At 54.5% G+C, this 12,716-nt stretch carries 16 protein-coding genes; 9 read left to right on the forward strand and 7 right to left on the reverse strand.

What is annotated here, in order from left to right; all coding sequences use genetic code 11:
• Nucleotides 1–14: 14 nt before the first annotated feature.
• Nucleotides 15–284, reverse strand: coding sequence for a hypothetical protein (locus tag AC3RCM_RS07655; protein ID WP_121757813.1), 270 nt, complete (start codon nucleotides 282–284; stop codon nucleotides 15–17).
• Between the two features lie 126 nt (nucleotides 285–410).
• Nucleotides 411–1,022, reverse strand: a complete 612-nt coding sequence (locus tag AC3RCM_RS07660; protein WP_121757812.1) for a histidine phosphatase family protein — start codon at nucleotides 1,020–1,022, stop codon at nucleotides 411–413.
• A 321-nt stretch (nucleotides 1,023–1,343) separates the two neighbouring features.
• Between AC3RCM_RS07660 and AC3RCM_RS07665 the strand changes: the two genes are divergently transcribed.
• Entirely contained in the window at nucleotides 1,344–1,553 is a 210-nt protein-coding gene (locus AC3RCM_RS07665) for a hypothetical protein (RefSeq protein WP_121757811.1), read from the forward strand.
• A gap of 155 nt (nucleotides 1,554–1,708) precedes the next feature.
• Here the strand turns inward: AC3RCM_RS07665 and AC3RCM_RS07670 are convergent, their stop codons facing one another.
• The gene (locus tag AC3RCM_RS07670; protein ID WP_492629476.1) at nucleotides 1,709–3,175 is read right to left on the reverse strand and encodes a Shedu immune nuclease family protein; all 1,467 of its coding nucleotides are present in this window, start codon (nucleotides 3,173–3,175) and stop codon (nucleotides 1,709–1,711) included.
• A 225-nt stretch (nucleotides 3,176–3,400) separates the two neighbouring features.
• Here AC3RCM_RS07670 and AC3RCM_RS07675 point away from each other — a divergent pair, with 225 nt between their 5' ends.
• On the forward strand, nucleotides 3,401–3,703 hold the full coding sequence (locus AC3RCM_RS07675) for a nucleotidyltransferase family protein (protein ID WP_492629477.1): 303 nt from the start codon (nucleotides 3,401–3,403) through the stop codon (nucleotides 3,701–3,703).
• Here the strand turns inward: AC3RCM_RS07675 and AC3RCM_RS07680 are convergent.
• Nucleotides 3,693–4,142 (reverse strand): 3'-5' exonuclease family protein, encoded by a 450-nt coding sequence (locus AC3RCM_RS07680; RefSeq protein ID WP_254483662.1) that lies wholly within the window; start codon nucleotides 4,140–4,142, stop codon nucleotides 3,693–3,695. The genes AC3RCM_RS07675 and AC3RCM_RS07680 overlap by 11 nt on opposite strands.
• Nucleotides 4,143–4,160: 18 nt before the next feature.
• Here AC3RCM_RS07680 and AC3RCM_RS07685 point away from each other — a divergent pair, with 18 nt between their 5' ends.
• Complete coding sequence (locus tag AC3RCM_RS07685; protein WP_121757808.1) at nucleotides 4,161–4,526, forward strand: hypothetical protein; 366 nt, start codon at nucleotides 4,161–4,163, stop codon at nucleotides 4,524–4,526.
• Between the two features lie 45 nt (nucleotides 4,527–4,571).
• Here the strand turns inward: AC3RCM_RS07685 and AC3RCM_RS07690 are convergent, their stop codons facing one another.
• Entirely contained in the window at nucleotides 4,572–4,910 is a 339-nt protein-coding gene (locus tag AC3RCM_RS07690) for a hypothetical protein (RefSeq protein WP_492629478.1), read from the reverse strand.
• A 29-nt stretch (nucleotides 4,911–4,939) separates the two neighbouring features.
• Here AC3RCM_RS07690 and AC3RCM_RS07695 point away from each other — a divergent pair, with 29 nt between their 5' ends.
• On the forward strand, nucleotides 4,940–5,149 hold the full coding sequence (locus AC3RCM_RS07695; RefSeq protein WP_021782212.1) for a hypothetical protein: 210 nt from the start codon (nucleotides 4,940–4,942) through the stop codon (nucleotides 5,147–5,149).
• A gap of 267 nt (nucleotides 5,150–5,416) precedes the next feature.
• Here AC3RCM_RS07695 and AC3RCM_RS07700 read toward each other — a convergent pair whose 3' ends face one another.
• Nucleotides 5,417–5,599 (reverse strand): type II toxin-antitoxin system Phd/YefM family antitoxin, encoded by a 183-nt coding sequence (locus tag AC3RCM_RS07700; RefSeq protein ID WP_492629479.1) that lies wholly within the window; start codon nucleotides 5,597–5,599, stop codon nucleotides 5,417–5,419.
• Nucleotides 5,600–5,621: 22 nt separating this feature from the next.
• Nucleotides 5,622–6,452 (reverse strand): hypothetical protein, encoded by an 831-nt coding sequence (locus AC3RCM_RS07705; RefSeq protein WP_492629480.1) that lies wholly within the window; start codon nucleotides 6,450–6,452, stop codon nucleotides 5,622–5,624.
• A 577-nt stretch (nucleotides 6,453–7,029) separates the two neighbouring features.
• Between AC3RCM_RS07705 and AC3RCM_RS07710 the strand changes: the two genes are divergently transcribed.
• From AC3RCM_RS07710 to AC3RCM_RS07730, 5 genes are all read left to right on the forward strand, one after another.
• Entirely contained in the window at nucleotides 7,030–7,683 is a 654-nt protein-coding gene (locus AC3RCM_RS07710; RefSeq protein ID WP_367237310.1) for a Cap15 family cyclic dinucleotide receptor domain-containing protein, read from the forward strand.
• Nucleotides 7,684–7,947: 264 nt separating this feature from the next.
• Entirely contained in the window at nucleotides 7,948–9,084 is a 1,137-nt protein-coding gene (locus AC3RCM_RS07715; RefSeq protein WP_492629481.1) for a CBASS cGAMP synthase, read from the forward strand.
• 13 nt (nucleotides 9,085–9,097) lie between these two features.
• On the forward strand, nucleotides 9,098–10,702 hold the full coding sequence (locus AC3RCM_RS07720; RefSeq protein ID WP_492629482.1) for a ThiF family adenylyltransferase: 1,605 nt from the start codon (nucleotides 9,098–9,100) through the stop codon (nucleotides 10,700–10,702).
• Nucleotides 10,690–11,181, forward strand: coding sequence for a Mov34/MPN/PAD-1 family protein (locus tag AC3RCM_RS07725; RefSeq protein ID WP_492629483.1), 492 nt, complete (start codon nucleotides 10,690–10,692; stop codon nucleotides 11,179–11,181). Before AC3RCM_RS07720 ends, AC3RCM_RS07725 begins: the two co-directional genes overlap by 13 nt.
• Nucleotides 11,182–11,719: 538 nt before the next feature.
• Nucleotides 11,720–12,562, forward strand: coding sequence for a hypothetical protein (locus AC3RCM_RS07730; protein WP_492629484.1), 843 nt, complete (start codon nucleotides 11,720–11,722; stop codon nucleotides 12,560–12,562).
• Nucleotides 12,563–12,716: the final 154 nt, after the last annotated feature.

Below are 12,716 nucleotides of genomic sequence, written 5' to 3' on the forward strand. Positions count from 1 at the left end.
TTTCCCATATCTGATTACCGGGCAGGAGCGGCAGCAGGTTGGTCTTCGAGGATTGCCCGAGTGCGTTTGCCCAGTTCCTGGCCGCCGAGCACGCCGACAGTGTACTCATCCACCGTGATGGCTTGGCGCATGGCGTCACGGAAGCAGGTGCCGGGTTTCACGTCCTGGATAGCCTGGGCCAGAGCGTTCAGGTACTCAGGCTCCGAGAACTTCTTACGAGCCTGCTGCAAGTGGTAGGAGTCACCACCAGCTGTCCAGGCGAAGGAAACGGTCTTCTTGATCATGGATAACCTCTGCGTTTCTGTTGATTGGGATCGCCAGTCCAGTGTCATCCGATCAACCATCCACCTTCGAGCAGGTAATCCGATTTAATTTTTTGGGCTACGGTTTTGGGGAGGTCACCCGCTTCCTCACTGACCGATTCTCCATTGGCCTGAGCATCTGTAGATGGAATATCCCTGGCCGTTTTCCACGTGGTTGGCGATCTCATATTCCCGCCAATCACGCATTGCTCCGCCATCGATTTCCCTATGCTTACGCTCGAGTAGCCAAACCACTGTGTTGATGAACTGACCATGCGCGAACGCCGCGATGTCATTGGCCGGTTGCTCTGCGAGTCGGTCAAGAAAATGCATAGCCCTGGCCACGAAATCAAGAAATGACTCCGCACCTTCTCCATCACAGAGAGTCGGATCAGCCTTTGACCAGTAGGCCTCAACCCAGCCGCGTCGCTGTGAAATCGTGGTATCGACGCATCGGGCCGGCGCCAAGTACGTGTACTCCTGAATCGGCCAGGTTTCGAAGGCAACAGCGGGGTAGAGGGCTGCCGTCACATGAGCGGTTGCCTGGGCGCGAAGAAACGGAGAAGCAACGATGAGATCAGGGGCTCTGGTGAATGACCTAGCGACCATATGGGCTTGCTCCAGCCCTTTTGCGGTGAGGGGAATACTCGCGTGATCCCTGGTAGGCTGGCCTGCGTTCGCGGCGCTCTCGCCATGTCGTATGAGCCTCACATTCTTCATCGACTATCTTTCTCTGATGACGCTTCCTAGGTCGAGTAATGCTGGCACGGAACAGTGCGGGATAGCCATGGTGAAGGGATGTCGTTGTATGCTTGCCTCAACCGACCTGCCTGAGATTCGTTGGAGTGACTCGACAAATTTTCCATGAGCCGAAGAAGACTCCCCCGAGCTCCTACGAACGCAAGATGGCCCGTCCACGCCCACCGTTCCTAAACCAGGAGACGTTGGACACGGTTGTCCGGGATCATCAGGCTTATCTGACCGAGCTCGCTAACTGCACCCCAATCGCAAAGGGGTAGGTCAGACAAAGCGGAGAGGGTGATGAAGAAAGACCTCAGCAAGGTGTTGTTGCCTGATGACCCTCTGTACAGCCAGGCCGTTGAGGCGCTGAAGGTGTATCACCAAGCTCAGGCTGACGGAGTCGCGGGGGCTGAGCTGGAGCGACTGAGGCTTCTGGCGGAGCATAGCTTCCAAGCCGTCACGGATTACCAACTCCGGGCCTTTGGCATGCCCGCTGATAACGGCCATTGAGCCGCTGGGCCGAGCGCGCCCCGTCTATCAGCGACTTAACGCTTCCTGTACCGCATCAACCGTACCGATCCAGTGACGGCCTTTGTCTCGTGGGCTGAAGCCCAGCCTTTCGGCGAACGCTGAAGGCGACTTCATTGTGCTCGCGGTACGGCAGTCTAGAAGGGCAGGTCTTCGTCGCTAATGGGCTCAAGGACAACTGGGGGCTTCGGTGCCAAGGCTTTGTGAATGGCTTCGAGCCGTTCCAGCATTTCATCGAAAGTGATCACCAGGACATCCTTCAAGCTGTTGCGGTACTGCTCAAAGGCACGCTGCTCAACGACCTTTGTTGGATTGCGCCCGATGATGACTATGGCCGCCACAGCATGTGCGTGGACGCGCTCATCGAGATCTTCGGTCAGCCCAAGGATGTTCTTCTGCAGAACGCTCCGCTGGCTGATCACCTGAGCCACGGATCCACTTAGTTCATAAGAGGGGACGTAGGTCTTGCGGTAGGGTTTCCCCAGTAGGTCGTGTTGAGGGTGTTTGATTTCGATCAGAGCAAGATTCCCAGTGGCCTTTGCCGCCATCACGAAGTCGGAATACTGGCCTCCTTGCCCATTGATGTCCTTGCCACCGACATAGGGTTGTTCTGCAATCAACTTCACGGGATACCCGAACGCCATATCCAGAACGAACGAGTTTTCACTGAGGAAACGCTGCCACCTGTTCTCGTTGGCGTTGCCGTCCAGCATGCTTCGGTACGCTGCGATGAGTTGTCCGAGGGTGACGAGCTCGATTTCCGATTTGAGGTTGTACAGAGTACGTCGGGCAGTTTTTGCGAGCGCCGGCACGCTCTGCTGAGCAAGAGCCGCCGCCTGCTTTTGATCCTTCAGGGAAAGGCGAGTTGGCCCGGATCCCAGAGCCACAAGGCTGGCAAGGAAGTCAGGAGGAAGTCGCCTTGCTCTTGCTGGGTAATTCTCAGGTGAAGCTTTGTGTAGCAGGCCGGCATAGCAGACCAACCTTTTGTCTTCCGCAGTTTCACGTTGATGACGCTGCGTCAGGCGATCCAGATGCTTCCTCAAACGCTGGAACTGCTCAACCCCCAGGAGATAGGTTTCTCCCTCCACCACGGTGTCGTTTCGGCCATCCTGGCCGTGCAGCATGATGGTTACCACCCCTTGAATGCTGGCCACTGCCTGAACGATGAAGCGGTACTCGTAGAGCAACCCCAGACCGTGCCGCCAGTCTTTCGCGAAACCTTCAGGGAGCGAGCCCAGCAACAATTCGAGATCATATTCGTTGCCAGGATGGGTGTATGGCCGGTAGACCGAACGAGTTATCCTGATCGACTTGATGCTGTCGTATTTTGGCTTGCCGTATCTCGCATGGCCCGACCGGGCGTAGATGGGGTAGATCGTCAGATCTTCCGAAGTCACTTCCAGTATCAGGTGCCAATCCGGCGAGTCGTTCGGCAGCGGCACATCGCTGTAGAACACACGTGAAATTCCATAGTCCTCAATGTCTTCTTCAGGCTCAAACCCACTGTCTGCATGGTGTGGGGATGGCACATCTTCCTCGAACTCACCGAGGTACTCTTCACGTTCAAACAAGAGGAAAGGGCCATCGTCGGTACGCTGTTGCATGGCGTACTGCGAGGGGCGCATGGAAGGCATAGTGGTGTCGTCCCTGATTAAAAAGGTGGTCGGTGTTGCCTGGTCGTCGAACGCGTGATACCGAGTCTAACGAGCCGTTTGAGCTCCGGAAAGACGAGCACCAAAATGCCGATACGCCGGGCCATCGGTGAGTATCTGCCAAGGCGAATCGGTCTGTTCACTCAACCAGAAAGACCTTGTTTCAAGGAGAAAGGTATGAGGCCCACTGAAGCGATACGAGGAAAGGAGGGGGAGGTTCGGCGCCTCATCGAGGCCTATGGCTTCATTGAGCCCAAACTCTTCGGCTCTGCCGCTCGAGGCGATGATCACGAAGGGAGTGACCTCGATCTGCTCGCCACCATCCCTCCAGCAATGGCCGGCAAGATTTCCTTGTTCGACATCGCCGAGCTCGAGGATGAGCTCCAGGCCATGGTGGGAGTGCCAGTCGATTTCCACGTCTGCAACAACATGCCTGAGCACCTCAGGCAATCCATCGAGCAGGAAATGGTTACGCTCTAGCTGTGAACATGCTTGCGATGATCCTCGCGTCCAGCAGGGCATGGTGAGGCAGATCTTCCCCATCGTTCGTCGCGGCCAGTGTCGTGGCATCAGTGGGAAAGTTTCTGACGTTCTTGGGCCATTTCCCATCTTGATAGGCGAGCTCGCAAAACAGCTCCCAGTCGTAGGCTGGTGCGTCTGTGACAACCTCGAGCTCTTCGTCGTAGGTAGCCAAGAACCGCAGGAGCGCCGCTCTGGCCTCGATAATCGGCATGGCGTACTCACCTCCCCAGAGCTGCGGCAGTACGATCTCCTTCACGAACTCACTGCAGTCTTCTTCTCGCCACGCGTCGACCACTTCGACGTAGAATTCCCGGCGATCCTGGCCAACCAGAGCCAGGGAGATCAGCTTCGCCTGCGCGCTGAGCTGAGAGAATTCACAATCCAGAAAGAGCCTCATGCTGTTGGAACCTCTGCAATGACTAGGGCCCGCCTGAAGTTGTCCCAGGAAGGCTGCCTGTGGGAAATCGCCTTGGCGTATTTCGGCCCCGAAAAGCTGTTGGAAACGATTGTAGATCTGTGGGACGGTGCGAGCCCTCCCACAAGGCCGACCGTCGAGCACCTGTCGACCGACACGCTACCCGCAGATGTCGTGAATATACTGAAAATTGCCCAGGTGCGAGTCGGGGCCCTCGTTCCAGATCGCGTGCCTGTACCAGGTGTAGTCACGTTGTACGCCCGGCACGCCAATGACCTCGCCGATGGAATCCTGGCAAGACTGCCGAGAGGCGAGCTCACCCGTACCTTGCGGGGATCGCAGTTAGAAGTCGAACTTGGCCTGTGACGTCCACCTGCGGCAGGGAGAAGTGATGTGACGATTGATCATCGGCTACGGAGCCTGGAGATCGCGAGGCGCAGAGCGTTGTGGGCACTTGCCGACTTCCAGCCTGGAGACGCTCGCGCTGAAATAGTGCTGGCTGAGCTCGACGAGGTTGACCAAGCCCTGCAAGACGTCGCGGCTGGTGATCATCTCTCGGCCCAGGAACTCGTCGATGTCGTCATCACCAAGCTCCACAACGGCGTCCAGCTGATCGCTGAGCACAGCATCCCTGAGCCGTGGCTGCAGCGCTTCCGAGCGGCGAGTGTCGGGTCTACCCGCCTGGCAGAGGGGCCCTATTTGCGCGACTTCGAGAAGTTTGTAGCGGTGTGGCACCAAGAGCTCGAGCACTTGAACGCCCATCGCAGTAAGAGGTCGCGATGAAGAGAACGATCCTGGGCATGGCAGAGGCCGGCGAGCCGCTCTTGCAGCAGGCTCTCCAAGCCGTCCGTGCCCATCAAAAGGCTGTGGATGAAGGGCGACCAGCCGAGGAGATCGAAAGGCTCCGCCTCGAGGCTGATCACCTGTATCAAACCGTCATCGACTACCAGTTGCACAAGGCTGGCACGCTTGGGCAGTCAGTCCATTAGTGGATCGCAGTGGTCTTTGCGTTTGTTGGCAAATTTGCAAGCGGAGCGCGCCGGCCCGAAGGGCCAGAGGCGAGAGGATGGAAGCCCGTAGGGCCAAAACCGGGCGCAGCCAGGGTTTGGTGTACGACAGCTGCGCCCGCAGGGCCGAGCCAGCAAATTTGCGGATTCAAGAAAACCCTAGAGCCCTCGCCACGCCTGGCTTACAGCGAGGAAGTATCCTGGTTTTTTCGGATTTCTTAGCGGGTTTTTCCGCACACCGTGCGCATGTCACGGAACCTCAGGCGGCACAAGCTTGCAGGCCGGCTTACCGTTCTTGGTGATCACGAACGAGTGCCCCTGCTGCAGGAGCTTCATGATCCTCCGGAAACGCCGTCTTGCCTGCGTTGCGCTGATCACCTGCATGCCGAAGCCCTCACTCTCGCAGAACTGAGTTGAAGGTGACCAGCTCATCAGCCGACCACCCCCAGTTCACTTACATTTCAGGATGGATGTCGTCGAAGAAGTTGACGTCCAACTCGATCTCCAAGGTGCCGAACCGGGCCAGCAGATCATCCCGAAGCGCTCCCTCGGCATACGGCTCAACGTCCACCCAGTAGCTGTAGATCATCCCGTCATCCGAGGTGTTCGCGGTTACTTCGGCGTCTGCCAGAAGCTCCGCATCCTTCAGCGATATCTTCAGCTCATTGGCCAGCGCTTGCGCCATGCTCATGCTGGGGCGGTGCTCCTCGCTTTCAGCGGCCTGCTGGTGCTCCATGTACTCCCATTCAGTCCTGCGATCACGGTCTGCATCCGTTTCGCTCCCGGTGATGGAAACACCGTCTTCCCCGAGCGACCACCTGCCGTCCCGCCGAATCAGGTCAACATCCGCCTTGAGGAAGAAAACCCTGCCGTAGTACACACGGTCAGGATCCTGTTTGCCTTCCCAGTCGATAGACATGCCCAACCTGAGTACGCCAGTCGCATCGTCATAGGCGGCTGACTCCACCTCGCTTTCACCGATGGTGAACTCACTGGCGTTAGTCTCGTCCATCGCGCCGGACAGCATGTGATTCAGCTCTTGATCCAGCTCGGAGAACACATCGTCCTCGTCAATCGCGTCCTTGAAATCACGCACGCCAAAGGCGGCGAGCATCAGCCGAGGATCCATGGGGTTTCGCCGGGCGACGACAACGAGCTCGTGGTACTCCTCGAACCCTGCCTGACGCGCAAGCGCTTCTTGGGCAGCAGAAAGCTTCATGTCGTGTTCACGAGCATGCTGCTTGGCTTGCGATTTGATGATGCTGAGAGGGGAAAAATCGGACATAGCAAAGTCTCCAAAACCATTCGACGCTTTGGTTACCGATTGCCTGTTCACCGGGCAGCGCCTGGTTAGGGACATGCCGATGTAAAACGAAAGGGTGTATCTACGATGGGCTATTGCTTCGCGAAACAGGCGCCAGGCGACCATCACCGCCTGGCCTGATCATAAGTCAGCCAAAATGACTCCGCAACAGGCTGCGGAAAGGGCATCGCCAGGTTAGTTTGACGGGGGGGAGGATGCTCGGGTATCAGAAACGACCGCAAGCGGAGTGCGCCGGCTCACGATGGGCTAGAGGCGAGAAGATGGAAGCCCGATAGGGCCGGAACCTAGCGAAGCCAGGGGGCGGTTCAGTACAGCCGCCCCCGTGGGGCACGCCTAGGCGGCGATTAACAGAGTCTAACGCTTAATCTCTTCTATCTTACCTCCGTAGAAGAGGGTCGGCTGGCCCGCTCACGAAGATCGGCGGTTACGGGGAGGGGCGCTAGCCTGCCAGGTGGCCGCGAGCACCACGCATGCCTCATGTACTCCGCGATAGCGAGGGTATAGGGTATGGGATTCAGAGATCATTTTGAGGAATGGCATGTATCAGGTCATTGGGCTTACCAAGACACTTTCAGCCTTCGCCATCACATGCTTGGCTGTTTTTCTTCTATTGAATTTCCACAATTTGCAAGCGCTTTTGGATGGCCCATTGCAGGGGCTTCAACGACCAGTGATGTCAGCGGTATGGTGGGGCAGCATCGTGTTCTATGTGCTTGGTGAAACGCCCTTGTTTGTGTGGTTATGCCGGGCTCCGCTCATCCGCAAATTCCTGCCGCCAATTGATGGTGAATGGGATGTCCAACTGCAATCGAACTGGGGGGTAATGCAGAAGTGGCTTGGCCAGGGTGACGGTGCGTTGCTTCACGCCGTACAAGGGAGGGTGAAGATAAAAGCTCGCTTTTCCAGGGTGCAGATGGAATTCGTTTCCGAAAGTAGGTATTCCGACTCCAAAACCATCAGCGTCTCTGTCCGACCAAGCGAGCAGATGGGGTTGATAGAGCTGAATTACATGTACGTTAACTACACCCAGGTTCCTGTGGCAACGGACACGAACACCCATACAGGTGCCGCACGAGTTTTTGTCAAAGAACGCGGTGAAGGCCTCGTCATGGAGGGCACGTATTTTACTGATCGGAAGTGGACGGAGGGGCTGAATACAGCGGGAACCATCACGTTTACCAGAAGTGCTTAGACATATGAAGACAACGCTAGAGGGCACCATATGTGGTGCCTTTGCTTTTCTATTGATCTACATGTGGTGTGATGGCAACATGGTGTCTCACGTGTGTCGTCAAGCAAGGTAGCTGATTTTCAACCGTAGATTGCACCCTTTGGAGCGAAGTCGGCGTGGGGATGCAGTCGCAAGATTCGGAAATGCGGGGGCGTTTGGCAGTCCCGTTTTGAGGGGTCAGCAACTGCTGCAGGCATCGTTCATTACCCTTTGAGCGGAGACGCTATGCCAAATTTTAGTCCGTTGTTGTACACCACCACCGGGGATACCTGTTTCCTAGATGAACTTGACCTCTCTGCGAAGCAACTGGGGGAGATTGACGGCGCTCGTAAAGAGATTCGAGTTGCTCTGAAAGCTGATCTGTCGAATGTCCTACGCGACAAGGGATTAGAAGGCGATATCTGCCAACCGAGGTTCTACATTCAAGGCTCGCGTGCCTACAAGACGCTGAATAGCCCTTGCATCACCCCACCTCAGCAGTCTGATATCGATGATGGTGTGTACCTCCCTCTGAGCGTCATGAGAGAGAAGAGCAGCCCTAAGCTCGCGATTGAGCTGTTCTTCGAAGCCGTCACTGAGGTTCTCAAGCCTATTTGCGATTCGAAAGGCTGGCGTACCGAGAGCAAGACCACTTGCGTGCGAGTGACAATTTCGGAATATGCTCACATTGACCTCCCGCTTTACGTCATCCCAGACACTCGATTTATGCTTCTGAAGGCTGGCCTTGAAAGCATTGAGGGCAGAGCGTTTGACTCGGCGATGAACGCAGAGCAGCAGACCTGGAAGACACTGCCCTCTGATCAGATTTTGTTGGCCGATCGCGAGCAGGGCTGGCGTAAGTCTGACCCTATGGCTATGAAAGATTGGTTCAAAGCTGAGGTGGAAGGTAAGGATCAACTTGTACGTGTGGTTCGTTATCTCAAGGCATTCCGCGACAAGCAGTGGGAAGAAAAGGGCCCAAGTTCCATTCTGTTGATGGCGATAGCATGTCCGCTGTATGAGCGTTTCGAGAAGCGGGATGATCGCGCTCTTCTGCACATTGTCAAGGGAATCCCTGCTGCTTTGCAGGCCGGCGTAGCGAGCCCCATCGACCCGGAGTCGTCTCTGACCGAGCATATGTCCAAGGAATCCATCGCTGAAGCTGTGGAGAGATTCGAGACCTTTGCGCGTTATCTCGAAGGTGCAATTGAGGCAACCGACTCACAGGTCGCGTTCAATTGGCTGCTTGAAATGCTGGGCGACCGGCTCCCTAATGATCCAGATCGCATGAAGGCCAACACAGAAGCATTACCGTCTTTCATGGCTGCGATTCCCCCTCTGGCAGGGCCAGCTGAGCCGGTAAAACGTACCAAAGCGGGCTGACTTTATGGATGCAATGCCCGAGGTATTGCGCCATATGATCGGCTGGGGGTTCACGAAAGTGGATCCCCAGCCGGATCCCGCGTATTTGGCGATGAAAGGTTCATTGCCCACTAGCCAGGGTGATGTTCCTTGCGAAGTCTGGATCGACAAGTCGTTTACTCAGCCTTTGGATATCTGGCTTACTCGGTTGCCCGAGAATCTACCCAAGGTGCTGCCGCATGTGGGGTCGGACGGGTACCTTTGTTATGCTGCGCCAGGGACAGAGGTGATCGATATCTTCGATCCCGTTGGGCAAACTATAACTTCTCTACGGCAAGCCATCCACGTACTCGAGCAAATCGTGTCCGGCAAAATGGTTGAAGATCTCCAGGAGGAGTTTTTCGCTTACTGGAAAGGCATCTACTGCTTGTGTGACATCGAGAGGCGATCTTCTGGCAGTTTGGAGGTGCTCCAGCTGTCGGACAACAAGATGTATGTTCTCACCGATAGCGCTGAACGAAGCAAAGTTAAATTTGCGCGTTCAGGCAGAACGATCATTAGCGTCGATGTGCGTATCGAAATGATCACGTCCGCTGCTGCGCCGAGACCATTGCAGAGAGATTGGCCGCCGGAGACGGTCGCGCAGGTACTGGATTGGCAGAGGGAAATGGATGAAGCATGTAGGCGTAAAGTGCGCGATAAGATCGTTTCGGCTTACCGAGCTCGTAAGCGAGGCGTCTTGATTACGATCGAGTCTCCCAAAACCGGCTACAGCTACGGCTTTCTCGTGAGTGAGCTTCAACGAAATCGTCCAAAGGCAAGCCGCTCAACAGATCAACGGTTGCCAATTTTCGACTGTCCTATACGTCCGGTGCAGATGCTGCGCCTCGATGACAAGTACCTTGCTGGGCGCAACATTCCCGGTCAGACCACGCTTTTGGGTAAGCGTATTGGGCTAATAGGGTGCGGTACCATCGGCGGTTTCTTGGCCGACATGCTAGTGAAAGCGGGTGCTGGAAGTGGAGGTGGCGAGCTTCGGCTGATCGATAACGACCTCCTGATGCCCTCAAATGTAGGTCGTCATCGCCTAGGTCTAAATCGATTATTGGAGGGTAAGGCTAAGGCCCTTGCTAAAGAACTAAAACTGCCTGCTCCGTTGGCTAATCTAATTCCTATTGAAATGGACGCAAAGGATGCCCCTCTCGAAGGGCTTGACCTAGTTATTGATGCTACCGGGGAGGAAGCGTTAGGTCATTGGCTTGCTAAGGCTGTCTCATATCCTATCTTGCACGTGTGGATTGAGGGTGCCGGTGTAGCAGTGCGCTCACTGCTCAAACAGCACGCGGGGCAAGGGTGCTATCGCTGTCTCAGCGACTTCAATCGCGATGGTTCGTTGCTATCAGTAATCAGCGGGGTATCACCTATCTTTGCCGGTCAGGGTTGTGAAGGCTTGTATGTTCCATTCCCTGCCTCAGTTTCCATCCAGGCTGCCGCACTGGGATTTGACGCAACGCTAGCTTGGGCTGGTTCCAAACCATGGCCTTCTCTGAGCACACGACTTGCCGATCAGAACTTCGAGCTTGCGACTCCAGATTGCTCACCTCTACGTCGTCAGGGGTGTCCTGCATGCCGTTCTTGAATACGTGGAAATGCCCTGGCACAAACCAGTTCGTATACTTGGGAGGTCAGCCGTTACAGGTGTTCAAAAAGTATATCCAAGAAGGCCATGACTCGACTGAGGCTGGTGGGATATTGCTTGGGTATGTCCGGGGCGATCATCTCGAGATCATCGAGGCTACTGAGCCATCAAGGCTGGATAGGCGCTTCAAATTTCTATTTGAACGCATGCCTTATTTCCACCACCGTTTTGCCATGAGACGGTGGAGGGAGAGCAATGGACTGATTCGGTATCTTGGTGAGTGGCACACCCACCCCCAGAATCATCCAATGCCATCATCCATTGACTTACGTGAATGGGAAAAGCTAGCAAAAGACCGACGCGATGGTCGGCCAATCCTGGCAGTGATTGTCGGGTGCCAAGGCCTACATGTTGAATACATGTTTAGCACTGGCAGACGGCAAGTGCTCGCTGACGCTTACGATGCTCTCGCCGAGTGAGGAAGTGAACCTATAAGCCGTTGGCATTCGTTCGTTACGAAGGCGAGTCGAGGAGACCAATTAGCAACTAGCCCGTAGGTGCCAGCGTATCGCCCGTGTAGCTCTTCCAGCTTGGCCGAACGGCGCTCCCCATTGAGAAGACTCAACCCATGCAGAGCATTCACCAACTGCTGCGGCTGCAGTTCACCATTCTCCCATCTGGAAACTCGAGTCCGGTCGTTGGCCAGTCTAACTGTTATTGCAAATCGGCGCAGGTCAAGCGGGCGTGCCGGTTCAAGGACGGCCCAATTATTCGTGAGAGCCTTGATGCTACGATGCACTTGCACGGAGGTTTAATCTCTCGAGAAAAGAGGGCCTACAGTGCAGAGAGTAGTGTTTGCAAATTTTGAATTGCCGGGCGAGAGTTGAGATGTCGTTTGCTTTATGCTTCTGGAAAATATTCGCGGGTGCTCCTTGATTGTGCTGGGGTAATGAATGGCTTATAATTCACTATCTTCTTGGGGAGATAAACTTTAGGCGTATTAATTGAGTTTGATGAATGATTTCTTTAGAAGAAATAAAATCGTTTGGGAAGGCGGTCGATAGCTTCTTGTCGAAAGACCCCAAAGCCATATTTGACCATGTGCGGAATGTTGGTATCGCGGGTGCGATGATTCTTGGTGCAGGGCTGTTGCGTGACATGGTGAAGGCAGAACAGCAACCTACCACCTCATACATTCCAGTCATAATCCTCTTGATTGGTGGCGTTTTACTGTTATTGATGAACTTGATTTATGCTCAGAGGACAATAGTAAAATTTATTTATGGGACGAAAAAGTCCAAGTCATTCATTCAAGAAGTGCGATCTTTGTGGCGCCTGATGAGGTATAGCAAGAAATTAACTCCTGCCAGGAGAACAGTCGTTGCAAAAGGGGTTTTTAGAAAATATTTTTTTGCTAAAATGGGCGCTCAATGGCTTCTTGTTCTGTATTTCATAATTATATCGATGCTGATTATGGTGCAATTCTATTCGTCATCATCTTCGATAGATTCAAAGAAGGCTGAAGAGCTGGCACAGTCTCAACTGATAGGTAAGCTGAGCACGGCTCTATCTGATGTGGTTAAAGAAAACCAAGGCTTAAATGACGAGTTGAAGGCGACGCAGCTAAAGCTCTCATCGCAGACTACTGTCATCTACGAAAGGGATAAGAAAATTGATATTTTGGAGAGTGAGGTTTTAGCTCTCAAAGCACAAGCACAAGCACAAGCACAAGCACAAGCACAAGCACAAGCACAAGCACAAGCACAAGCACAAGCACAAGCACAAGCACAAGCACAAGCACAAGCACAAGCACAAGCACAAGCACGTCGGCATAATCAGGTAAAAAATCCAGCGAAGTAGACGTAAGCCTTCCTAGTACGGCTGATTGCGACAATGCAGAGAGCGTTGAAAAATGCAACCGTAAATGAAAGCACCAGATGCATGGGGGAGAGGGGAAAATTCAATTCTAGAAAGAATACATGACTACTGCGAAGAAGATCGGCTGTAGTCCAAG

It is taken from the genome of Pseudomonas sp. GW823-FHT05G12, from assembly GCF_058795575.1.